Raw genomic sequence first — 21774 nt, forward strand, 5'->3', positions numbered from 1 at the left:
TATGTCGCTAGAGTGCGCCCGGATCGCGACAGAGTCAAGTACGATTGACCTATGTCTTGGACCTCGACCGAGCGCTACCGCATCCGCCCCGCCCCGGGCGGCCTCGCTCTGGTGCAGGAGCTGCTCAACACCCGCGCCATCCCGCCGTACGGCGAGGACGTGCTCGGCGACGGGTTTAGCGGCGGCCGGTGGCTGCGGGAGGTGACCGCCGCGTGGGCCGAGGAACAGGGGTGGCCGGGCCCCTCGGGGGAGCCGCGCTACGGGGACCTGGAGCGGGTGAGGGCCCTGCGGGAGCGGCTCGCCGCCCTGGTGACCGGCGAGGCGCAGGCGGTCCGGGCGCCCACCGACGTCTCCCTGCGGCCGGGCCTCGACGAGGAGGGCCGGGTGGCGCTGGTGCCGGTCGGGAGTCCCGGCGAGTGGCTGGAGGCCGCCGTGTGGGCGCAGGTGCTGCTCGCGCAGACCGACGGCACCTGGCAGCGGCTGAAGCTGTGCCGCGAGCCGGCCTGCCGGTCCGCGTTCTACGACCGTTCGCGCAACAACAGCGGCGTCTGGCACGACGTCCGCCGGTGCGGGAACGCCGCGAATCTGCGGGCGTCCCGGGCCCGGCGGAAGCAGCGGGCGGCCGAGGCGCCGGCCGGGGAGTGACCGGGCGGGGACGATCACGTCGTCTGCCAGAATGAGCGGCGTTCAGGGCACCGGGGTGCCCGTCGTCGGCCCAGGAGCGTGCACGGTGTCGCCACAGCACGGAACCCGCTCGTCCGCCCACGGCGGCGGACGGCCCCGGCGGCAGGAGCGACACGAGCGGACGCGGCCTCGCCCGGACCGCGAGCTGCCCCTGGTGAACCGTGAGGATCTGCGCGCCGACTGCTCGTCCTGCTTCGGCCTGTGCTGCGTGGCCCTGCCGTTCGCCCGCTCCGCCGACTTCGCCCGGGACAAGCCCGCCGGGCGGGCCTGCGGCCATCTGCGGGACGACTTCGGCTGCGGCATCCACGCCCGGCTGCGCGAGGAGGGCTACCGGGGCTGCACCGTCTTCGACTGCTTCGGCGCGGGGCAGAAGGTCTCGCAGGTCACCTTCGGCGGCACCGACTGGCGGCGCGACCCGGAGTCGGCGTCCGCGATGTTCGCGGTGTTCCCGGTCATGCGGCAGCTCCACGAACTGCTCGCCCACACCGCCGAGGCGCTGGAGCTCCCGGCGGCCCGTCCCGTGCACCGCGAGCTGCGCCGGGCGCTGGCGCGGATCGAGAAGCTGACCCGGGGCGACGCCGCGTCGGTCGCCGCGCTCGACGTGAACGCGCTGCGCGGGGAGGTCAACCCGCTGCTGCTGCGGGCCGGCGAGCTGACGCGGGCCGCCCGGGTGCCGGGCCGCCGGAAGGACCACCGCGGCGCCGATCTGATGGGCGCGCGGCTGTCGGGGGCGGATCTGCGCGGGGCGAGTCTGCGCGGCGCACTGCTGGTCGGCGCCGACCTCAGGGGGGCGGACCTGCGCCACGCGGACCTGATCGGCGCCGATCTGCGGGGCGCGGACCTGTCGGGCGCCGACCTCACCGGCGCCCTGTTCCTCACCCAGGCGCAGCTGAACGCGGCACGGGGCGACGCGGCGACGACCCTCCCGCCGTCGCTGGACCGCCCCGCCCACTGGGCGCCTGAGAAATCAGCCGGCGGCGTTGTCGACGCGTAGCAGGACCTGCCGCTCCAGCCGCCGCAGGCTGTCGTCGAGGGCGCCGGTCGCCTGCTCCTCGCCGGGGTCGTGACGGTCGTCGAAGAAGGAGAGGTGCACGGTCACCTCGCTGGCGCCGCTGTCGATGCCGGCGACCTGGAGCCAGCCGGCGTAGCCGCCCCGCTCCCGTGTGCCCCACTCCAGGCGCATCTGCTCCCGCCGGGCCCGCAGCAGGGCGGAGGTGTCCTCGTCGGTGCGGTCCTCGTGCACCGTCACGGCGGGCAGCTCCTCGGCGCGCACATGCAGCTCCCCCGGCAGCCAGTCACCCATCTGGCCGACGTTCGCCGCCTGGTCGAAGACCTGCTCGGGCGGGGCCGGCATGGTGTGTGAGCGTTCGTACTCGGTCATCGGTGCACCGTCCTCGGTCGGTGACGGACGTCGGGGCCGGCCCATGGGAGGCGGGCGGCAGCCCCGGCATGCGGGTCATTCGTTGCCGAAGACGGCCTTCTGCACCTCGTTGGGACCGTCGAACCGCTTGGTCCCGGTCTCCGACAGCTTCTTCACGAGGCTGTCGTCGGCGCCGTTGCTCCGCGCCACCGACACGAGGTCGTCCTTGGCGGCGGGGTAGTCGGCGCCTTTGAGCGCCTTCTGCAGGTCGATGGGGCTGAGGTCGGCCATGGCGGGCCTCCCCTGGTGCTTGCGGCGCGGCGGTTCCGCGCGAGGACCGGCCGGGTACCCGGCGCCCGGCGAGCCGATTCAGCTCTCCGCGCGGTCCGGAGCCCGCATGTGCGCCGGCGCCGATGACGTTCCGCTGACGCCCTCGTCCGCCTCCCACACGCCCCGACGGGGCCGCCGGTACGAGAGACGAGGATCGCGACGTGCCGGGGCGCGCCGAGCCCTCCGTGATGGCGGTGGAGCTGGACGGTCACGGCCCGGCGACCCGGATCGGGCTGCGTCAGACCTGTGACACGAAGGAGGAGCCGGACATGGCCGAGCACCGCAGCACCATGCTGATGGACAGCCTGACCCGGTTCCTCGCGGAGGGGCCCACGGGCTGAGTGACTCGCCTGGTCGCCGACGGCCACCGGTGCGACGCTGGGGTGGTCAGCTTCCGGACGAACAGCCTGGAGGGAGACCGATGGGACGGGACGTCCCGGCGCTCACCTTCACCCGCGAGGACCGCCGCCGCTACCGGATCAAGATGCAGCAGTGCCTCGACGCGCTCGCCCAGATGCTGCGCGAGTCGCGTTTCGAGGCCGAGCGGCCCCAGGTGGGCCTCGAGATCGAGCTGAACCTGGTCGACGACCGCGCCGAGCCCGCGATGCGCAACACCGACGCGCTGGAGGCGATCGCGGACCCGGCCTGGGACACCGAGCTGGGCCGGTTCAACCTTGAGATCAACATCGCGCCCCGGCGGCTGACCGAGGGCGGTCCCGACGCCTGGGAGTCCGAGATCCGCGCCGCCCTGAACCACGCGGAGCAGCGCGCCCGCTCCATCGGCACGCACCTGATCATGACGGGCGTCCTCCCCACCCTGCGCCACGAGGACGTCGGGGAGGGCGCCCTCTCGGAGAACCCGCGCTACCGGCTGCTCAACGACCAGATCTTCGCGGCGCGCGGCGAGGACCTGCACATCGAGGTGACCGGCATCGACCGGCTGCGCACCTACGCCGACACCATCACCCCGGAGGCCGCCTGCACCAGCACGCAGTTCCACCTCCAGGTCGACCCGGAGGACTTCGCGGCGTACTGGAACGCGGCGCAGGCGGTCGCCGGGGTGCAGGTGGCGCTCGCGGCCAACTCGCCCTTCTTGTTCGGCAAGGAGCTGTGGCACGAGACGCGGATCCCGCTGTTCGAGCAGGCCACCGACACCCGCCCCGAGGAGATCAAGGTGCAGGGGGTGCGGCCCCGGGTGTGGTTCGGTGAGCGGTGGATCACCAGCGTGTTCGACCTCTTCGAGGAGAACCTGCGCTACTTCCCCGCCCTGCTCCCGCTGTGCGACGACCAGGATCCGGCGGAGACCCTGCTGCGCGGCGACATCCCGGACCTCGGCGAGCTGACGCTGCACAACGGCACCATCTACCGCTGGAACCGGCCGGTGTACGCCGTCTCCCGCGACAAGCCGCACGTGCGCATCGAGAACCGGGTGCTGCCCGCGGGCCCGACCGTCGCCGACACCCTCGCCAACGGCGCCTTCTACTACGGGCTGACCCGCGGCCTGGTGGAGGAGGAGCGGCCGGTGTGGTCGCGGATGTCCTTCTCCGCCGCCGAGGACAACCTGCGTACGGCCGCCCGGTACGGCATCGACGCGCGGCTGTACTGGCCCGGCATGGGCGAGGTCCCGGCGGCGGAGCTGGTCCTGCGGCGGCTGCTGCCGCTGGCGCACCGGGGCCTGGAGCTCTCCGGGATGGACGACGCGTGGCGGGAGCCGCTGCTCGGCGTCATCGAGCAGCGCTGTGTGACGGGCCGCAACGGCGCGGTGTGGCAGAAGGAGATGTTCCACCACATCGACGCGACCGCGCACTGCGGGCGGCACGAGGCGCTGCGCCGCATGACGCAGCAGTACATCGACTACATGCACCTGAACGCGCCGGTGCACACCTGGCCCGTGGAGTGAGGCGGGAGGCGCGTGGACTCAGGCGCGCCGGAGGATGTCCGTCACCTCCCGGCGGATTGCGTCCCAGGCCTCCCCGGGCAGGCCGCCCAGCGCCGTGCCCTCCAGGTCGTCGAGCACCCGGCCCGCGTCCGCCGTCGCGGGGACGCTCGCGCTGACGGCCTCGTCACCGTCCCGTACGGCGGTGAGCAGCCGGCGCCCGCCGTCCTCCTCCGTGTGCACGGCGGTGGCGACCACCAGCGGCGGCGGTCCGCCCACCTCGCCGGGGGCCTTCCAGTAGGCGCTGACGAGCGGACGGCGCCAGCGGATGTCGAGCATCAGGGGGCGCTTGGCCACCACCTCCGCCAGTTCGGCCTCGTACGTGCCGTCGCCGTCCATGACGGTCGCCCGCGCGTCCAGGACCAGCGCCGGGGGCAGCAGACAGCGCAGGGTGCTGCCGACGATGTTGCCGCCGACGGTGGCCGTCCGGCGCACGGCGCCGGTGCCGATGGAGGCGGCCGCGCGGCGCAGCACCTCCGGCACGCGGTCGTCGATCTGGTGCAGCAGCACGGCCGCGCCCAGGGTCTCCGCGTCCACCACGGTGGCCTCGGGCAGCCGGCGCAGGGACATCGCCTGGTCCGGGAAGCCGTCGCGCTGCCACTGTGCCCAGACGAGCGTGGCCCCGCCGACGGGCACCGCGCCGTCGGCCAGACACCGCCGGGCTTCGGACAGGGAGGTGGGGAGACGCAGCAACACGGCGATCGACCTGCTTTCCTCTGCGGAGGGTCCAACAGGGGCGGTGGGTAAGGAACTTGTCGGCGCTGAGAGGACCGGCACCGCATTCTCCGCAGCGGGCCAGGGGCGCGTACAGGGCTCACGGGGACGGGGCGTGCTCCGGTCCGGGACACCTTGCGTCAGGCCGGGTGTTTGCCTCATGGTTGACGCGCGTCACACGGCTCGTTGCCCACCTCGATCCCTCGCACCGGAAGCGGAGGCCGCATGTTGAAACGCGCACTGAGACTCGTACTGTCCGTTGTCATGCTCATGGCTGGTTTGGCGGCGGGCTCCCTGGCGACCGCAGGGACCGCGCACGCCGACGGCTGTTACACCTGGAACCGCACCCTCTCCCAGGGCGCGTCCGGCGCCGACGTCACCCAGCTCCAGATCCGGCTGAGCGGCTACCCCGGCTACGGCGCCGTGCTGACCGTCGACGGCGAGTTCGGCCCGGCCACCGCCGCCGCCCTCAAGCGCTTCCAGTCCGCCTACGGCCTCGCCTCCGACGGAGTGGCCGGCCCCGCCACCTTCAGCAAGCTGTACGCCCTCCAGGACGACGACTGCACGCCCATCCACTTCGACTACGCCGAACTGAACCGCTGCAACTCGACCTGGTCGGGCGGCGCGGTGAGCGCCGCGACGGCCAAGTCCAACGCCCTGCGCACCATGTGGAAGCTGGAGGCGCTGCGGCACGCGCTCGGCGACCAGCCGATCCGGGTCACCAGCGGCTTCCGCTCCCAGTCCTGCAACAGCGCGGTGGGCGGCGCGAGCAACAGCCGCCATCTGTACGGCGACGCGGCCGACCTCGGCGCGGGACCGCACTCGCTGTGCACGCTTGCCAAGCAGGCCCGCAACCACGGCTTCAACGGCATCCTCGGCCCCGGCTACCCGGGCCACAGCGACCACACGCACGTCGACCACCGCGGCAGCCGCTTCTGGTCGGCCTCGACCTGCGGCATCTGACGTCCGCGGCACACGCCTGAGAGACGACGAGGGGGTCCCGTGCAGGACCCCCTCGTCTGCGATGTGCGGCGTATTCACACGATGTCGGGCTCGACCCGCCGCTTCCGCGGGGTCAGCCCACCGTCCACTTCTGGTTCGCGGTGCCCGCGCAGGTCCAGATCTGCAGCCGGGTGCCGTTGGCGGAGTTGTTGCCGGTCACGTCCAGGCACTTGTCGGCCTGGGGGTTGACGATGTCACGGGCGGCGGTGACCACCCAGCGCTGGGCCGCCGTGCCGTTGCAGTCCCACAGCTGCACGGGCGTGCCGTCGGCCGTGCCGCCCGAGGTGACGTCCAGGCACTTGCCCAGCGCCCGGATCGTACCGTCGGAACCCACCGTCCAACGCTGCGCGGCGGTGCCGTTGCAGTCGTAGAGCTGGACGGGCGTGCCGTTGGCGGTGTTGGCCCCGGCGACGTCCACGCACTTGCCGGCGAGGCCGCGGATCGCGCCGCCGGTCGAGGTGTCGCTGGTCGTCACCGAGACGTGGTCGACGAGGAGTTGCTGCGGGAAGGCGGTGGAGCCGTCCGGGTCGCCGGGCCAGTAACCCCCCACCGCCAGGTTGAGGATGATGAAGAAGGGCTTGTTGAACACCCACTGGCGGCCGCCCAGGTCGGCGGGCGTGCGGGTCTGGTAGACGTTGCCGTCCACGGACCAGGTGATGCGGTCCGGCGCCCAGTCGACGGCGAAGGTGTGGAAGGCGTCCGCGAAGGCCTGACCGCCGGGCAGCGTGTAGCCGGCGCCGATGCCGCCGGACCCGGAGTAGCCGGGGCCGTGGATCGTGCCGTGCACGGCGGACGGCTCGAAGCCGACGTTCTCCATGATGTCGATCTCGCCCGAGTCCGGCCAGTTGACCGGGGTGCCGAGCATCCAGAACGCGGGCCACATGCCCTGCCCGCGCGGGATCTTCATCCTGGCCTCGACGTGCCCGTACTGCGCGTGGAACTTGCCGGAGGTGTTCAGCCGGGCCGACGTGTACTGGCAGGTGCCGTACCAGCACTGGTAGTTGGCCGGGTTCTCCTTGCGGGCGGTGATGACCAGGTGGCCCTGGCCGTCGAGCGCCGCGTTGGCGTTCCCCGCGGTGTAGTACTGCCGTTCGTGGTTGTTGACGTTGTCGCCGGTCTCGATCTGCCACTTCGATCCGTCGACCGCCGCGCCCGCGGGGCCGTCGAAGGTGTCCGAGAAGGCGACGGCCGCGGTGGAGACGTCCGAGGCCGGTGCGGCGTCGCGGGCGGGCTGCGCCTGTGCGGCCGTGCCGGCCACGCCGGAGGCGAGGAGCGCGGCGGACAGGGCTGCGACCAGCCATCTGCGGCGCGTGCGCGGAGAGGACATGGCTCTCCCTTCCGTACGGCGACCCGTGGGGACGGGTGCGCCGACCGTGGTGGGGGGTGAAGGTTCAACCACTTGATTCAAGATGTGAGATAAGAAGGCGTCAACCCCCTGGTACGGACCAGGAATTCACATCCGGTCGAACCCCCGCCACTCAGGACGGAGTCAGGCCGTGGTGCCCCAGGAGGTGCGGTGGGCGCAGTTCGGGTCGTGCTCGCTCGCGCACGACGTCCACCAACGCTCGCAGCACGCCGCCTCCACCTCGGCGCGGGCCACGGCCGCGGCGGCCACGTCCCGCCACGCCGCCCGGCGCCCCTCCCGCTCGCGCAGCACGGCGACGGCGCGACGTTCGTCGGCGATGACGGTCTCACGGACCACGCCCAGGACGGGCGCGAGCGAGGCGGCGGCCATGGCGAGGGTGGTCCAGGCGGGCACCGCGCCCCAGGTGCGCACGGTGCAGTAGGCGAGCCAGAGGGCGACGGCGGTGTACATGGCGGTGAGAACCCGGCTGCCCCTGCTCATGCTCGTCCCCTTCGGTCCGTCGGTCCGATGGACATCTGATGCCCCGGAAGCGTCGGGCCATGACACCGGAATGCGATCGGCCTGGGCGGTCACGCGTGTTGACGGCCGTCCGGACTGGTTGGCGCGAACGCCGGGGAGACGGGTCGGCACCGACGAGGCGTGCGCTAGATTTTGCTCGCCCTTGACCGCGATCATTCACGATCCCTCACGCTACGGAGCCGGCGCACCCATGAACGACATCGTCAACGGACTCGGCCGGGCCGGCGCCTACGGCGCACTCGGTCTGGTCCTTCTCGTCCTCGGCATCTTCCTGGTCGACCTGCTGCTGCCCGGCAAGCTCGGCCGCCAGATCTGGCAGGAACGCAACCGCAACGCGGCCGTGGTGCTCAGCTCCTCGCTGCTCGGCATCGGCGGCATTGTGTTCACCTCCATCTGGACGACCTACGACGACTTCGGCAAGGGCCTGGTCTCCACGGCGGTGTTCGGCGTGCTGGGGCTGGTGATGATGGCCGTGGCGTTCTTCGTGATCGACCTGGTCACCCCGGGCCGGCTGGGCGCCACCCTGGTGGAGGTCGAGCCGCACCCGGCGGTGTGGGTGACGGCATCCTGCAACATCGCGGTGTCCGCCGTGATTTCGGCGTCCATAGCCTGACGGCTTCCCGGGAACGTCCCCGAGGTCCGCGCCTCACCGCCCGGCCGGAGCGCGGACGGTGCGCGACGGCCGGGCGGTGTGCGCGCCGGGGCAGCCGGCGGTGCAGGTGAGGGACGTGGGCGCCGTCGAGCCGCCGGTGACCGACGTTGCCGCCGTTCCCTCCGGGGTCCCCGCCCGCGCCGCCTCCGCCCGCGCCGCCGTCGATGAGGACCGGCGTCTGTCACTCCCGCCGGGCAACACGGGCCGGTGTCCGTGAAGTTGTCTCTTTCGAAGCGTTACCGGTAAGTACGAAGCGCCGTTCGTCTGCGCCGACGCGCGCGGCCGGCCGTCAGGCCACCCGGCGGCGCTCCGGGGCGACCGCCGGGCGGGCGGGCGTCTGGGGGACGCGGGCGGCCGTACGGACGCGGTACGTCGTGCGGTTGGGGTCGACGACCGGCTCGCCGAGGGTGATCCGGCCGCTCGCCTGGAGCTCGTCGCACTCGGCGGTGGGCAGCGCCGCGTAGCAGCCGCCGGCGCCGGTGGCCGGGTCGATCGGACGCCAGTAGCTGTACCGCCGGCGGCCGTTGGCGAACACCGTCACGTACGTCGGGGTGCGCGGGTCCGCGATGATGCGCAGCACATCGGCCGTGGACCCGGGCGACGCGGGCGCGGCGACCCGCGGGGCCGGGGCGGCCGGGGCGGAGGCCGCCCGGGCGCGCCGTCGGCGGACGGTCGGCAGGTCGACGAGGGTGGACGGGCGGTCGACGGTGGCGAGCATCTGAAGGACCTTTCCGGAGCCGGACACGAGACCGTCTACCCAGCACCGAGCCGGAGTTGATCTCCTTTTCCGATCATTGTGCAACCTCACACCGACAACGTGCGACGGTTTTCGGACGTTCCCGGTCGACGTGTCGACATGACGACCGCGACGAGCCGTCGGTCAGCTGCTCCGCTTCCGCGCCGTCAGCTGGAAGAGTCGCGCGGTGTGCATGTAGGGCGGGCGCGCGGTGGTGGCGAGCTCCAGTTCTTCGAGGTCGGCGTAGAAGGCTGGGTCGTACTTGCGCGCATCGTCGGTGATGTAGTCGCAGAAGCCGCGGATGCCGTAATGCCCTACGTCCTGGCAGCCGAGGCCGTGCAGGACGGAGATGATCTCCTCGGCCGTGTGCAGTGTCAGCGCCGAGTCGAACGTCCGGGTCCAGGACTGGTCGGTGTCGAGCGCGGCCAGTGCGGCGGCCGGATCCATCTGGCGAACGATGATGTTCAAGGCCGCCGAATGCCGGTTGATCGCCATGACGGAGAACAGTCCGCCGTCCTTCAGCGGGGCGAGGGCCGTGGCAAGGGTGCCCGGCGCGTCGTCCATGTACTGAAGGAGGTTGTGGCACAGCACCACGTCGAACTGCCCGGTGGCGAGGTCGGCGGGCAGAGCGGCCACATCGGCCTGCACGCAGGTGATCAGCTCGGTCAGGCCGCCCGCCGAGGCTCGCTCGGTCGCGGCGGAGAGCATGGCGAGGGCGTGATCGACGATGGTGACGTGGTGTCCGCGGGCCGCGAGGCGCATGGCGTCGCCGCCGTCGCCGCCCGCGAGGTCGAGTATGCGCAACGGGCCGTCGCCGAGGCCGTCCAGATGACGGGCCAGGTTCGCCTCGGCGATCGAGTACCGCAGGCGGCCCCAGGGGGCGTCCTGGTACTCCTGCCAGGTGGTCGTCGCGGTGTCGAACTTCTCAGGAGCTTCAGGCATCCGCCGACGGTAGCGGTCCGGCCGCGGCGACCCCTTTTCCGTCAGTCGTCGGCGAGCGGGTCGTGGCCCCAGTTCATCAGCGAGTGCCGCCAGCGGGTGTCGGTGACGTCGCCGGACGGGCGCTGTGCGAGGTGGCGGTTGATGTAGCCGACGACCTTGCGCATATGGGCGTGGTCGTCCTCGGTGAGGTCGGCGCGCTTGGTCCGGAGCAGTGCGACGATGCGCCGTCCCGAGGCGTGCCCGGTGGACTCGCCGCCGTCCTTGTGCTGCCCCGCGCTCCGCGACTCGTCGGTCTCCAGCCACTTCTCCAGGTCGCCGGGGGTCATGTTGACCAGCTTCCGGAACGCGCTCCAGGTCTCCTCGTCGTCCGCGGCCACGGCGCTCACTTCTTCTTCTTGAGCGCGGACGGCTTGTGCACCGCGGTCTTCCCGGACTTGTCGCTGCGCACCTCGTACTGCGGCTCCTCCTCGGAGGCCGCGACGGTGCGTCCGGCCGCCTCGGTCCGCTCGGTTATCTTCTGCTCGACCTCGCCCGTCGTCTCGCTGCCGTGGCTGCTCCAGGCGACGTGGTCGCCCTCGTGCAGGTCCTTGCCCGGCTTCTTGTCCTTCGCCATGTCCGGCGCCTCCTTGGTGTCGCCCGTGGGGCCGCTCTCCACCCTGCTGGCAGCGGCGGCAGCGCGCATCTCGGGCGGACAGCCGTCCGGGCCGGCCCCCGTGAAGGGGACCGGCCCGGACAGGTGGATCAGCGCGCCGGCGGGACCGGGCGGGCGGTGCGGATCAGACGCAGTCGAACCGGTCGAGGTTCATGACCTTGTCCCACGCCTTGACGAAGTCCGCGACGAACTTGCCCTTGGCGTCGTCGCTCGCGTAGACCTCGGCGAGGGCGCGCAACTCGGAGTTCGAGCCGAACACCAGGTCGGCGCGGGAGCCGGTCCACTTGACCTCGCCGGTGGCGGCGTCACGGGCCTCGAACGCGGTCTGGTCCTCGGACGTCGGCTTCCAGGTGGTGCCCAGGTCGAGCAGGTTCACGAAGAAGTCGTTGGTGAGGACGCCCGGCGTCTCGGTGAGCACGCCCTGCGTGGACTGCTTGTAGGTGGCGCCGAGGGCGCGCAGGCCGCCCACGAGCACCGTCGTCTCGGGGGCGCTCAGGTCGAGCAGGCTGGCCTTGTCGACCAGCAGGTACTCGGCCTGGAGCCGGTTGCCCTTGCCCTGGTAGTTGCGGAAGCCGTCGGCGGTCGGCTCGAGCGCGGCGAACGACTCGACGTCCGTCTGCTCCTGCGTCGCGTCGACGCGGCCCGGGGTGAAGGGCACCTCGATGTCGAAGCCCGCGTCCTTGGCGGCCTTCTCCACGGCGGCGGCACCGCCGAGCACCACCAGGTCGGCGAAGGAGACCTGCTTGCCGCCGGTCTGCTCGGCGTTGAACGCCTCCTGGACGCCCTCCAGGGCGCGGATGACGCCGGCGAGGCGGTCGGGGTCGTTGGCCTCCCAGCCGCGCTGCGGCTCGAGGCGGATACGGCCGCCGTTGGCGCCGCCGCGCTTGTCGCTGGCGCGGAAGGAGGAGGCCGCGGCCCACGCCGTGTACACCAGGTCGGACACGGACACGCCGGTGGCGAGGATCCGCTCCTTGAGGGAGGCGATGTCGGCGGCGTCGACGAGTTCGTAGGTGCGCTCCGGCAGCGGGTCCTGCCACAGCAGCGTCTCCTCCGGGACCTCGGGGCCGAGGTAGAGGGACTTCGGGCCCATGTCGCGGTGGGTGAGCTTGTACCAGGCGCGGGCGAAGGCGTCGGCGAACTCGTCCGGGTTCTCGTAGAACCGGCGGGAGATCTGCTCGTAGACCGGGTCGAAGCGCAGCGACAGGTCGGTGGTGAGCATCGTCGGCTTGTGCTTCTTCGACGGGTCGTGCGCGTCGGGGATGATCGCCTCGGCGTCCTTGGCCACCCACTGCTTGGCGCCGGCCGGGGACTCCGTCAGCTCGTACTCGTACTCGAACAGGTTCTTGAAGAACCCGTTGCTCCACTGGGTGGGCGTGGCGGTCCAGGTGACCTCCAGGCCGGAGGTGATGGTGTCGCCGCCCTTGCCGGTGCCGTAGGTGTTGCGCCAGCCGAGGCCCTGCTCCTCCAGGGTGGCGGCCTCGGGGTCGGGGCCGACGTGGTCGGCGGGGCCGGCGCCGTGGGTCTTGCCGAAGGTGTGGCCGCCGGCGATCAGCGCGACGGTCTCCTCGTCGTTCATCGCCATGCGGCGGAACGTCTCACGGATGTCGCGGGCCGCGGCGACCGGGTCCGGGTTGCCGTTGGGGCCCTCGGGGTTGACGTAGATGAGGCCCATCTGGACGGCGCCGAGCGGGTTCTCCAGCTCACGGTCGCCGGAGTAGCGCTTGTCGTCCAGCCAGGTGGTCTCGGGACCCCAGTAGACGTCCTCCTCCGGCTCCCACACGTCCTCGCGGCCGCCGGCGAAGCCGAAGGTCTCGAAGCCCATCGTCTCCAGGGCGACGTTGCCCGCGAGGATCATCAGGTCGGCCCAGGACAGGCTCTGGCCGTACTTCTTCTTCACCGGCCACAGCAGGCGGCGGGCCTTGTCGAGGTTGGCGTTGTCGGGCCAGCTGTTGAGGGGGGCGAACCGCTGCTGGCCGGCGCCGGCGCCGCCGCGGCCGTCGCTGATGCGGTAGGTGCCGGCGCTGTGCCAGGCCATGCGGACGATCAGCGGGCCGTAGTGGCCGAAGTCGGCGGGCCACCAGTCCTGGGAGGTGGTGAGGACCTCGGCGATGTCCCGCTTCACCGCCGGGAGGTCGAGGGACTGGAACGCCTTCGCGTAGTCGAAGTCCTCACCGAGGGGGTTCGCGGCCGGCGGGTTCTTCGCGAGGATCTTCAGGTTCAGACGGTCGGGCCACCACTGACGGTTGCCGCCGCCCTGGGTGGGGTGCGGCGCGCGGTCGTGCGCCACCGGGCAGCCGCCTGCCCCCTCCGCCTTGGGTTCGGTGACGATCGCGTCATGGTTCTCGGTCATGGGGATCCTTCCGGGCGAAAAAGGTTCGCGCAGTTCACGCACTGCGGGAGGTGGAACAGCCGGGGCACAGGCCCCAGTAGACGACTTCGGCCTCGTCGACCTCGAAGCCGTGACCGTCCGACGCGGTCAGGCAGGGGGCTTCGCCGACCGCGCAGTCGACATCGGCCACGGCGCCGCAGGAACGGCACACCAGATGGTGGTGGTTGTCCCCGACGCGCCCCTCGTAGAGGGCGGCGCTGCCGGCCGGCGTGATGCGCCGCACCAGGCCCGCGGCGCTCAGCGCGTTCAGGCCCTCGTACACCGCCTGCAGGGAGACATGCCCTATGCGCCGGCGCACCTCGTCGGCGATGGTCTCGACGTCGAGATGGCCGCCCTGGCGCACGGTGTCGAGGAGCGCGGCACGGGCGGCGGTCACACGGAGCCCCGCACCGCGCAACTCCTCGGCTGTGGTCGACGGCCGGGATGCGGTCATGGCGCCGAACCTACCGCCGAAGACGCGAACAATTCCAGAGAACGAACGGATCCATTCTTGGGGCGTGTCCGGTTACAGGGGGTGGCTCCCGGGTTGCGCACGGCGCGGGTGCGGAAGTCTCTTCTCGTACGGTCCGGGGCTCAGTGCAGGACGTCGAGGGCCCCCGGAAGGATTCTCGCCGTGACGGGCAGCGTCGCGTCGACCTCGCCGTCCGTGCCGTACGGAATCGCCCGGTCGGCCTCGATGCGAATCTCCCGGCCGCGCAGGACGCGCACCTGGGGGCGGTGCACGTGGGCGCCGGTGCGCAGTTCTTTCATCAGGGCGAAGAACAGCAGGCGGGGCGCGTGGCGGATCATCACGACGTCGAGGAGGCCGTCGTCCGGTCGGGCGTCCGGCGCGATGAGCCGGCCGGATCCGTACGTGCCCGAGTTGGCGGCGACGACGGTGTAGCCCGTGTGGGTGTGTTCCTCGCCGTCGACGGTGACGGTGTAGCGGGCCGGGCGCCAGGTGGTGACGGCCCGCAGGCCGCCCGCGTAGTAGGACGCCGAACCGCGCAGCAGACGGGAGCGGTTGGCGTGCCGGTTGGCGAGGGCGTCCACCCCGGCGTAGACGCTGCCGAGGACGACGACGCGGTCGTGGGTGGCCGAGGTGACCTCGATGGTGTCGACGGGGCGGGGCTCGGCGTGCAGCAGGACGGCGGCGAGGGCCTCCGGGTCGCGGGGCAGGCCGAGCGCCCGGGCGAAGTCGTTGCCCCGGCCGGCCGGGACCAGGCCGAGGGTGGCGCCGGTGCCGCTGAGGGCGCCGCCGACGCAGCCGGCCATGCCGTCCCCGCCGACGGCCAGCACGGTGCGGCCCGCCGCTCCGGCGGCGACCGCGAGCTCCTTGGCGTGGGCCAGGCTGCGGCTGTACTCGGTCACCAGTTCGGCACCCGCCTCACGCAGATGCCGGGCGACGGCGAGCAACGCGGCCGCGGAACCGGCCGCGCCCGCGGTGGGGTTGACGACGGCGGTGAACTGTCGCATGGGATGCCTCCGGGGGGACGGCCGAGGGGTGGGTGGATGTGCGGGATGCCCGGCGGGGCCGGGTGCTTGGCGCTTGGTGCTTGGTGCTTGGCGCTTGGCGCTTGGCGCTTGGCAGGGTGCCTGGCAGGGCGGTGCGGGACGGTGGCGCGGTGGGCGCCCCCACGGCCCAGCGGGGGGCCGGTGAGGGTCACCGGCGCGGGCTGCCGGAGCCGAGCGCCCGGACCGGGCCGCTCGAGCCGGTAGCCGAGACGCGCCCAGGAACGGGCGCCACGGACAATGGCGGCGGCCGGCCCTGGAGAGGGTGACCGGGCATCTGCACCCAGGCCGGCGAGGGCCGTTCGGCCGACGGATCGGCGCCGACGCCTCGCCGCCGCGGGCCCACCGACGGACCGAGCCGCGCTCGGGGGCGGGCGGCTCCCGGCCGATGTCTCGTGCCGGTCCGGGTGATCGGCGCCGGGCCAGGCAACCGGTGGCGAGCCCGAGAACGGGTGCCGAGCCGAACAACCAGTGGCGGGCCGGACAGCCGGCGCCGGGCCAGGCACTCGGCGCCCGTCCGGCACGGCCGGCGCCGAACCGGACCACCAATGCCGCGCCGGGCGACCGGTGCCGGTCCGGCGACCGGGGCAGAACCTGCGACTGGTACCGAACCCGCGACCGGTACCGGTCCGGCGACAGGGGCAGAACCGGCGACTGGTACCGAACCCGCGACGGGTACCGGTCCGGCGACAGGGGCAGAACCGGCGACCAGTGCCGGTCCGGCGACCGGTACCGAACCTGCGACCGGTACCGAACCCGCGACCGGTACCGGTCCGGCGACCGGGACAGAACCGGCGACCGGTGCCGAGCCGTCGACCGGTGCCGAGCCGGTGACCGACGCAGGTCCGGGTGACCGGTGCCGAAGTCCGGCGCACGGGAGCCCCGCCCCTCAGTCCGCCGGCAGGAGCACGCCGGGATTCAGCACGCCCCCGGGATCCAGCCGCCGCTTCACCGCGCGGAGCGCCTCCGCGCCGAGGGGGCCGATCTCGCGGAGGTACCAGTCGCGGTGGTCCGTGCCCACGCCGTGATGGTGGCTGATGGTGCCGCCCGCGGCGAGGATCGCCTCGTTCGCGGCGTGCTTGGCGCGGGTCCAGTGGGCCACGGGGTCCTCGCCCTGCGCGGAGACGACCGTGAAGTACAGGGAGGCGCCGTTCTCGTAGACGTGGGAGATGTGGCACATCACCAGCGGCGGGGTGCCGGCCTCGGTGAGGGTGGTGGTGAGCGCGTCGCGGACGGCGGCGTACAGGCCGGGGAGGCCGGACCAGAACGTGGCCGTCTCCAGCGTCTCCGCGAAGGCCCCGGCGTCGAGGAGGGCGTCCCGCAGGTAGGGCGCGGAGTAGCGGCCGTGGGCCCAGCGCCGGCCGGGCTCCTCGCCGAGGGGGGTGCCGCCGCACTCCCGCAGGACGGCGGCGGCCCGCTCGCGCCGGTACGCCGTGTCCTCCTCGGTGCCCTCGTACCCGGCGACGGCGGTGCAGCCGCTCGACTTGAGCTCGCCGGAGCCGATCGCCTCAGGGTTGGCGAGGCCGACGAGGGTCTCGGTCTCGTCGGACAGGCGCAGCACGGTGGGCCGGGGCCCGTCCTGGGCGAGGCGACGCAGGGCGGTGGCGCCCGCGTCGAAGTCGGGGAAGCTCCAGCCCTCGTAGACGCGGGTCTGCGGCACCGGACGGATCCGGACGGTCACCGAGGTGATGACGCCGAACGCGCCCTCGGAGCCGAGGAGGAGCTGGCGCAGGTCGGGTCCGGCGGCGGAGCGCGGGGCGCGGCCGGTGTCGAGGGCGCCCTCGGGGGTGGCGAGGGTGAGGGAGAGGACCATCTCGTCGAAGCGCCCGTACCCGGCGGAGGCCTGGCCGCTGGAGCGGGTGGCGGCGAAGCCGCCGATGGTGGCCCATTCGTAGGACTGCGGGAAGTGGCCGAGGGTGAAGCCGTGTTCGGCGAGGAGCGCCTCGGCCTGCGGGGCGCGCAGACCGGGCTGCAGGGTGGCGGTGCGGGAGACCGGGTCGAGGTCGAGCAGGCGGTTCATGCGCCGCAGGTCGAGTGCGGCGAACGTGCCGCGCGCCTCGGGGGCGAGTCCGCCGACGACGGAGGTGCCGCCGCCGAACGGAACGGCCGCCAGGCCGTGTTCGGCGCACAGCCGGAGCACGGCCAGGACCTCGTCGTGCGTGGCGGGCAGCAGCACGGCCGCCGGGAGCGCGGCCGCGAGGTCGCCGCCGCGCATGCGCAGCAGGTCGGGGGTGGACTTGCCGCGGGTGTGCCGGACGCGGGTCTCGGCGTCGGTGCGGACGTGCGCCTCGTCGCCCAGCGCGGCGGCCAGGGCGCGGTGCGCGTCGGGGGCGAGCGGGCTCGCGGGGACGTCCAGGTCCTCGAGGGCGACCGTCGCCGCCTCGCGCGGCTTGACGCCGAGCAGGTCGCGCAGCAACCCGGTCACCGCGTCGGGCAGCGGGGCCGCCCGCCCCGGGTCGCCCCAGCCGCTCCAGAGCATGTCCATGTCTGTCGTCCTCACGGGTCCGTCCTGACGGGTCGGAAGAGAGCGATGCCGTCGCCCGACGGCCTCACGTGGCGTTACACTGTGACACATGACGCCCATTCGTCACAACGGCTCGGCAGGTTCGGACAACGACGCGGTGCTCGACGCGGTGCGCGACTGCGTGCTCGCCGTCGGGGTCCGCCGCACCACGCTCACCGACGTGGCCCGCCGCGCCGGTGTCTCCCGCATGACGCTGTACCGGCGCTGGCCGGACGTGCGGTCGCTGGTCGGCGACCTGATGACGCGGGAGTGGATCGCGGTGGCCACCGGGGCCATGCCCGAGCGCAGACCGGACATGACCGCGCGGGAGCTGCTCACCGTGGGACTCGTGGACGCGGTGCGGGACTTCGTCGCCCATCCGCTGTTCCGCAAGATCCTCGACGTCGACCCCGAACTGCTCCTCCCCTACGTGCTGGACCGCCGCGGCGCGAGCCAGGAGGCCCTCCTCGAACTGCTCGCGGGCGTGCTGCGCGAGGGGCACGCCGACGGCTCGGTACGCCGCGCGCCCGTCGAACGGCAGGCGCGTTCGGTGCTGTTGATCGTGCAGTCCTTCACCCTGTCCCTGCGGACCATGACCGACGAGGACGACCCCGAGCTGTCCGCCGAGGCGTTCCTCGGCGAGCTGCGCGGCATTCTGGAGAGGACCCTCACACCATGACCCCCCTCAGCGGCTCGTCCCTGTCCGCCGCCCGGCGCGCCCGCGACCTGACCGACTCGGTGCCCGGCGACACCGTGGACGTGCTGGTCGTCGGCCTGGGCGTGACCGGCGCGGGCGCCGCCCTGGACGCCGCGGCGCGCGGACTGCGGGTGGTGGCGGTCGACGCCCACGACCTGGCGTTCGGCACCTCCCGCTTCAGCAGCAAGCTGGTCCACGGCGGGCTGCGCTACCTGGCCTCCGGCCGGCTCGACGTCGCCCACGAGAGCGCGGTGGAGCGCGGCATCCTGATGGAGCGCACGGCGCCCCATCTGGTCCACGCCCAGCCGTTCGTGCTGCCCCTCACCCCGCTGGTGTCGCGCGGGCAGGCCGCCCTCGCCCGGGCCGGGTTCCACGCCGGCGACACGCTGCGGCTGGCGGCGCGCACGGCCCGGGCGACCCTCCCTGCGCCGCGCCGCCTCTCCGTGGTGGAGACCCGCCATCTCGCCCCCGCGCTGCGGCTGGACGGGCTGCGCGGCGGCCTGCTGTCGTGGGACGGCCGGCTCACCGACGACGCCCGGCTGGTGACGGCCCTGGCCCGTACGGCGGCCGCGCACGGGGCGCGGGTCCTCACCCGCGTACGGGCGCTGGAGCTGACCGCGACGGGCGCCCGGGTCCGTGACGAACTGACCGGCGAGGAGGGCGAGATCCGCGCCCGCGCGGTGATCAACGCCGCCGGGGTGTGGGCGGGCGGCCTCGTCGACGGGGTCCGCATCCGCCCCTCCCGCGGCACCCACCTGGTGCTGCGCCCGGAGAGCCTCGGCCCGCTCACCGCCGGGCTGCACATCCCCGTGCCCGGGGAGACCAACCGCTTCGTCCTGGTCCTCCCCCAGGACGACGGCCGGGTCTACGTCGGCCTCACCGACGAACCCGTGGAGGGGGACGTCCCCGAGGTCACCGAGCCCCCGGAGACGGACATCGGGTTCCTGCTGGACGTCCTCTGCTCGGTGCTGCACGTGCCGGTGCACCGCGACGACGTGGTGGGCGCGTTCGCCGGGCTGCGGCCCCTGCTGGACACCACGCCCGAGGACGCGGGCGCGCCGCCGAGGACCGCCGACATCTCCCGCCGGCACGCCGTGCTGACCTCGCCGGAGGGCGTGGTCACGGTCGTCGGCGGCAAGCTGACCACGTACCGGAGGATGGCCGAGGACGCGGTCGACGAGGCCGTACGGCTCCGGGGCCTGCCCGCCGGTCCGTCCCGCACCGCGTCACTGCCCCTGGTGGGCGCGGCGCCTCCGCACGCCCTCGCCGGACTGCCGGCGCCCCGCCGTCTGGTGCGCCGCTACGGCACCGAGGCGCCGGCGGTCGCGGCGCTCGCCGAAAGGGACCCGCGCCTCGCGGAGCCGGTGCTGCCCGGGTATCCGGTCACGGCCGCCGAGGTGCTGTGGGCGGTGCGTCACGAGGGCGCGCTGGACGAGGAGGACGTCCTGGACCGCCGCACCCGCATCGGCCTGGTCCCGGCCGACCGGACGGCGGCGCTGGACGCGGTACGGGCCCTGCTGGCGGAGCACCTTCCGCACAGCCGGCCCGTGTGACGGGGTCCGGGCTCACGGGAGCGTGGACCCCGGCACCGGCACGTCAGTGCACCTCCACCTCCCGCACCGAGTAGCCCCACTGCGTCCCCCGCCTTAGGAACTGCAGCCGGACGTGACGGGCCTCGACGGGCGGGAACACCGCCGTGTCCAGCCCGCCGTCGCCCGCCGTCGTGGACCACACGGTGCGCCAGTTCGCGCCGTCGGTGGACACGTCCACGCGGTACGCGCTCCCGTACGCGCGCTCCCAGTCGAGCGTGACGCGGCTGATGCGGTGGGCGGCGCCGAGGTCGAGGCACAGCCACTGGTCGTCGCTCCAGTCGCCGGCCCAGCGGGTGCCCTGGTCGCCGTCGACGGCACGGGCGGGGGCGTAGCTGGTGAACGGGTTCCACTCGGTGGATGACGCCGTCGCCCGCGCGTCGCGGGCGAGGTTGGCCGCCGGGCGGTGGCGTTCGGTCGCGCCCCAGGTGGTGAGGTAGGACTCGGCGCCGCGGAAGAGGTCGTCGACGACGTGCTGTCCGCCGACGCGCCGGATGTCCTCGATCCAGTCGGGCACCAGCCCGTAGTGCGCGGCGCCGTCCGTGTTCAGGTCCCAGGTGCGCTGCCCGGTGGTCTGCCGGTCGAGCACGGAGCCGCCGTCGACGCTGCGGTAGGGGTAGGTGACGGGGTCGGGCGCGTCCGCGCCGCGCGGGGCGGGCCAGCCGCCGACGCCGTTCATGTCGGTGCCGAAGCCGTAGCCGACGCCGTAGGCGTCCCGCAGCGCCTCCGTGCGGCCGGCCTCGGTGACGAACTGCTCGGAGCCGTTCATGTACTGGGCGGTGAACCCGCCGAGCCGGTAGACGCGTTCGGTCCAGTTGAGGTCCATCCAGCTGTGCGAGGACAGGACGCCCGGGTAGGACGCGGACTCGAAGAGGTCGAGGACGCGGCCGGCGGCCTTGACGCTCATGTGGTCGATCTCGAGCATCATGTTGCGCTTCATCATGCCGCGCACGGCGTACTCGCCCAGCCCGGTCAGCCCGCGCACGTTGCACTGTGCGTCCGCGTCGTACGAGGGGATCTCCACGCCCGCGGGGAGGCGCTTCTCGGCCGCGGGGGCGGAGGCGAGACCGATGGGGTTGTCGTGCTGCGGGCCGGTGCAGCGCTCGGTCCGCCAGAAGGTGCCGGTGGACAGGAACTGTCCGGCATTGATGGCGGTGCCGAGCGCCCCGGAGTCGAAACGCACGCCGCACAGCGCGTTGTCGAACTTGTGGCACAGGAACATGCTGCGCACACCCAGGTCGTACAGCTCGTCGAGGCCCGCGTCGATGTCCTCACGGCCGCACTGGGCGACGTCCAGGATCATCTTGCAGCCGAACGGCTCCGACGTCTCCACGCCCAGCACCACGGCGAGTCTGCCCTGCCCGACCACCTCACGCGCCTGCGCGCTGTCGGTGACGACACGGAACCATCCCTTGCCCGGCCCGCCGTACATCGCGTCGACGTAGTCCTGCATGCGGTACGTCAGTCGGGCCTGGAGGCGGATGGAGGTCATCTCGTCGCAGCTGCGGTCCTTGAAGAAGTACACCGAGCAGATCACGCCGTTGGTGACCAGGTCGTTGACCAGCACGCGCTGACCGCCGCGCCAGGCGCGCTCGATCCAGGCGTAGTAGTTCTGCTGGTGGGTCAGCGAGTCGTGGGCGGGCCAGTCGGCGAAGGTGGGCCAGCCGTCCGGGTCGTGGCGGCCGTCGCCGCCGCCCGTGATGAAGTCGAAGACGGCGAGGGAACCGTCGGGATAGTGCTCGGGGCAGTCCTTGAGCGCGTCGGCGATGCCCTTCTCGGAGAACGCCTTGCCGCAGATGAGCCGTCCGCCGAAGGCCTCGTTGGACATGATGTGGTTGTGCGCGTCGACGAATCCGCGCACCCGCCCGGCGGAGTCCGCGCCCCGGAACGGCTCGCCCGTGACGTTGATTTGAGAATCCGGCGCGGGCCGGGCCACCGGGTCCCACCAGTTGCCGTCGGCGGCCGAGCTGGGCGTCGGTGTGAGCGCGGCGGCCAGGACGAGGAGGAGCAGCGTCACGATCCCGGCGTGGCGTTGTGCGCGTGAGGTGGTCACCGGCGGGTCCCTCCGTCGACGGAGTCGCCATGACGAGTTGTCATGACCTCTGCAAACCCCCTCGGGGAGCATCGCCACTCGCGCGTACGCCGTCAAGACCGCGCGCACCCCACGTCGGCCGGCGGGGCGGCCCACAGGCGCCTGTGGGCCGCCCCGCCC

At 73.1% G+C, this 21774-nt stretch carries 22 protein-coding genes; 8 read left to right on the plus strand and 14 right to left on the minus strand.

All coding sequences use genetic code 11. The features are described 5' to 3' along the window. The first annotated feature begins 51 nt into the window (after positions 1-51). Both AY578_RS01360 and AY578_RS01365 read left to right on the plus strand, forming a co-directional pair. Positions 52-645, plus strand: coding sequence for a CGNR zinc finger domain-containing protein (locus AY578_RS01360; RefSeq protein ID WP_019525685.1), 594 nt, complete (start codon positions 52-54; stop codon positions 643-645). Positions 646-730: 85 nt separating this feature from the next. Continuing rightward, complete coding sequence (locus AY578_RS01365) at positions 731-1678, plus strand: pentapeptide repeat-containing protein (RefSeq protein ID WP_019525684.1); 948 nt, start codon at positions 731-733, stop codon at positions 1676-1678. Here AY578_RS01365 and AY578_RS01370 read toward each other — a convergent pair. Both AY578_RS01370 and AY578_RS01375 read right to left on the minus strand, forming a co-directional pair. Continuing rightward, positions 1652-2065, minus strand: coding sequence for an SRPBCC family protein (locus tag AY578_RS01370; RefSeq protein ID WP_019525683.1), 414 nt, complete (start codon positions 2063-2065; stop codon positions 1652-1654). The two genes, AY578_RS01365 and AY578_RS01370, sit on opposite strands and share 27 nt — an antisense overlap. Before the next feature lie 75 nt (positions 2066-2140). Next, positions 2141-2335, minus strand: a complete 195-nt coding sequence (locus AY578_RS01375) for a DUF2795 domain-containing protein (RefSeq protein WP_006131106.1) — start codon at positions 2333-2335, stop codon at positions 2141-2143. Positions 2336-2535: 200 nt separating this feature from the next. Between AY578_RS01375 and AY578_RS01380 the strand changes: the two genes are divergently transcribed. Both AY578_RS01380 and AY578_RS01385 read left to right on the plus strand, forming a co-directional pair. Next, positions 2536-2715 carry a hypothetical protein gene (locus tag AY578_RS01380; RefSeq protein WP_199781903.1) on the plus strand — a complete coding sequence of 60 codons (180 nt, stop codon included), beginning with the start codon at positions 2536-2538 and terminating at the stop codon, positions 2713-2715. A gap of 80 nt (positions 2716-2795) precedes the next feature. Beyond that, the gene (locus AY578_RS01385) at positions 2796-4274 is read left to right on the plus strand and encodes a glutamate-cysteine ligase family protein (RefSeq protein WP_028958825.1); all 1479 of its coding nucleotides are present in this window, start codon (positions 2796-2798) and stop codon (positions 4272-4274) included. A gap of 18 nt (positions 4275-4292) precedes the next feature. Here the strand turns inward: AY578_RS01385 and AY578_RS01390 are convergent, their stop codons facing one another. Further along, on the minus strand, positions 4293-5006 hold the full coding sequence (locus AY578_RS01390; RefSeq protein WP_258901725.1) for an FAD binding domain-containing protein: 714 nt from the start codon (positions 5004-5006) through the stop codon (positions 4293-4295). A 243-nt stretch (positions 5007-5249) separates the two neighbouring features. Here AY578_RS01390 and AY578_RS01395 point away from each other — a divergent pair, with 243 nt between their 5' ends. After that, positions 5250-5987, plus strand: coding sequence for a D-Ala-D-Ala carboxypeptidase family metallohydrolase (locus AY578_RS01395; protein WP_136237877.1), 738 nt, complete (start codon positions 5250-5252; stop codon positions 5985-5987). 112 nt (positions 5988-6099) lie between these two features. On the opposite strand, the gene AY578_RS01400 is transcribed toward AY578_RS01395, so the two are convergent. Together AY578_RS01400 and AY578_RS01405 are read right to left on the minus strand one after the other, a co-directional pair. After that, positions 6100-7353: a glycoside hydrolase family 16 protein gene (locus AY578_RS01400; protein ID WP_161107609.1), complete on the minus strand. Its 1254-nt coding sequence runs from the start codon at positions 7351-7353 to the stop codon at positions 6100-6102. A 162-nt stretch (positions 7354-7515) separates the two neighbouring features. Beyond that, positions 7516-7872 carry a hypothetical protein gene (locus tag AY578_RS01405; RefSeq protein WP_026243951.1) on the minus strand — a complete coding sequence of 119 codons (357 nt, stop codon included), beginning with the start codon at positions 7870-7872 and terminating at the stop codon, positions 7516-7518. A gap of 229 nt (positions 7873-8101) precedes the next feature. Here AY578_RS01405 and AY578_RS01410 point away from each other — a divergent pair, with 229 nt between their 5' ends. Beyond that, positions 8102-8524, plus strand: a complete 423-nt coding sequence (locus AY578_RS01410) for a DUF350 domain-containing protein (RefSeq protein WP_019525675.1) — start codon at positions 8102-8104, stop codon at positions 8522-8524. A gap of 328 nt (positions 8525-8852) precedes the next feature. Here the strand turns inward: AY578_RS01410 and AY578_RS01415 are convergent, their stop codons facing one another. The 8 genes from AY578_RS01415 to AY578_RS01450 form a co-directional block, all read right to left on the minus strand. Further along, positions 8853-9281 (minus strand): hypothetical protein, encoded by a 429-nt coding sequence (locus AY578_RS01415; RefSeq protein ID WP_161107610.1) that lies wholly within the window; start codon positions 9279-9281, stop codon positions 8853-8855. Between the two features lie 162 nt (positions 9282-9443). Continuing rightward, positions 9444-10241 carry a class I SAM-dependent methyltransferase gene (locus tag AY578_RS01420; protein ID WP_215189189.1) on the minus strand — a complete coding sequence of 266 codons (798 nt, stop codon included), beginning with the start codon at positions 10239-10241 and terminating at the stop codon, positions 9444-9446. Positions 10242-10282: 41 nt separating this feature from the next. Continuing rightward, positions 10283-10627, minus strand: a complete 345-nt coding sequence (locus AY578_RS01425) for a DUF3140 domain-containing protein (protein ID WP_136237874.1) — start codon at positions 10625-10627, stop codon at positions 10283-10285. Beyond that, the gene (locus tag AY578_RS01430) at positions 10624-10854 is read right to left on the minus strand and encodes a hypervirulence associated TUDOR domain-containing protein (RefSeq protein WP_026243949.1); all 231 of its coding nucleotides are present in this window, start codon (positions 10852-10854) and stop codon (positions 10624-10626) included. Before AY578_RS01430 ends, AY578_RS01425 begins: the two co-directional genes overlap by 4 nt. A gap of 163 nt (positions 10855-11017) precedes the next feature. Next, the gene (gene katG / locus AY578_RS01435; RefSeq protein WP_136237873.1) at positions 11018-13243 is read right to left on the minus strand and encodes a catalase/peroxidase HPI; all 2226 of its coding nucleotides are present in this window, start codon (positions 13241-13243) and stop codon (positions 11018-11020) included. Between the two features lie 34 nt (positions 13244-13277). After that, positions 13278-13715 (minus strand): Fur family transcriptional regulator, encoded by a 438-nt coding sequence (locus tag AY578_RS01440; RefSeq protein ID WP_136237872.1) that lies wholly within the window; start codon positions 13713-13715, stop codon positions 13278-13280. A 140-nt stretch (positions 13716-13855) separates the two neighbouring features. Further along, positions 13856-14737: a diacylglycerol/lipid kinase family protein gene (locus AY578_RS01445; RefSeq protein WP_136237871.1), complete on the minus strand. Its 882-nt coding sequence runs from the start codon at positions 14735-14737 to the stop codon at positions 13856-13858. Positions 14738-15662: 925 nt separating this feature from the next. Next, positions 15663-17258: an FAD-binding oxidoreductase gene (locus tag AY578_RS01450; RefSeq protein ID WP_019525667.1), complete on the minus strand. Its 1596-nt coding sequence runs from the start codon at positions 17256-17258 to the stop codon at positions 15663-15665. A gap of 88 nt (positions 17259-17346) precedes the next feature. On the opposite strand from AY578_RS01450, the gene AY578_RS01455 reads away from it, so the two are divergent. Further along, complete coding sequence (locus tag AY578_RS01455; protein WP_202503970.1) at positions 17347-17955, plus strand: TetR/AcrR family transcriptional regulator; 609 nt, start codon at positions 17347-17349, stop codon at positions 17953-17955. Continuing rightward, on the plus strand, positions 17952-19526 hold the full coding sequence (locus AY578_RS01460) for a glycerol-3-phosphate dehydrogenase/oxidase (RefSeq protein WP_028958813.1): 1575 nt from the start codon (positions 17952-17954) through the stop codon (positions 19524-19526). Before AY578_RS01455 ends, AY578_RS01460 begins: the two co-directional genes overlap by 4 nt. 43 nt (positions 19527-19569) lie before the next feature. Here the strand turns inward: AY578_RS01460 and AY578_RS01465 are convergent, their stop codons facing one another. Further along, the gene (locus tag AY578_RS01465) at positions 19570-21615 is read right to left on the minus strand and encodes a discoidin domain-containing protein (RefSeq protein WP_258901739.1); all 2046 of its coding nucleotides are present in this window, start codon (positions 21613-21615) and stop codon (positions 19570-19572) included. Between the last annotated feature and the right edge of the window lie 159 nt (positions 21616-21774).

Origin of the sequence: Streptomyces thermocarboxydus, assembly GCF_024760485.1 — a bacterium.
GTDB lineage: Bacteria > Actinomycetota > Actinomycetes > Streptomycetales > Streptomycetaceae > Streptomyces > Streptomyces cellulosae.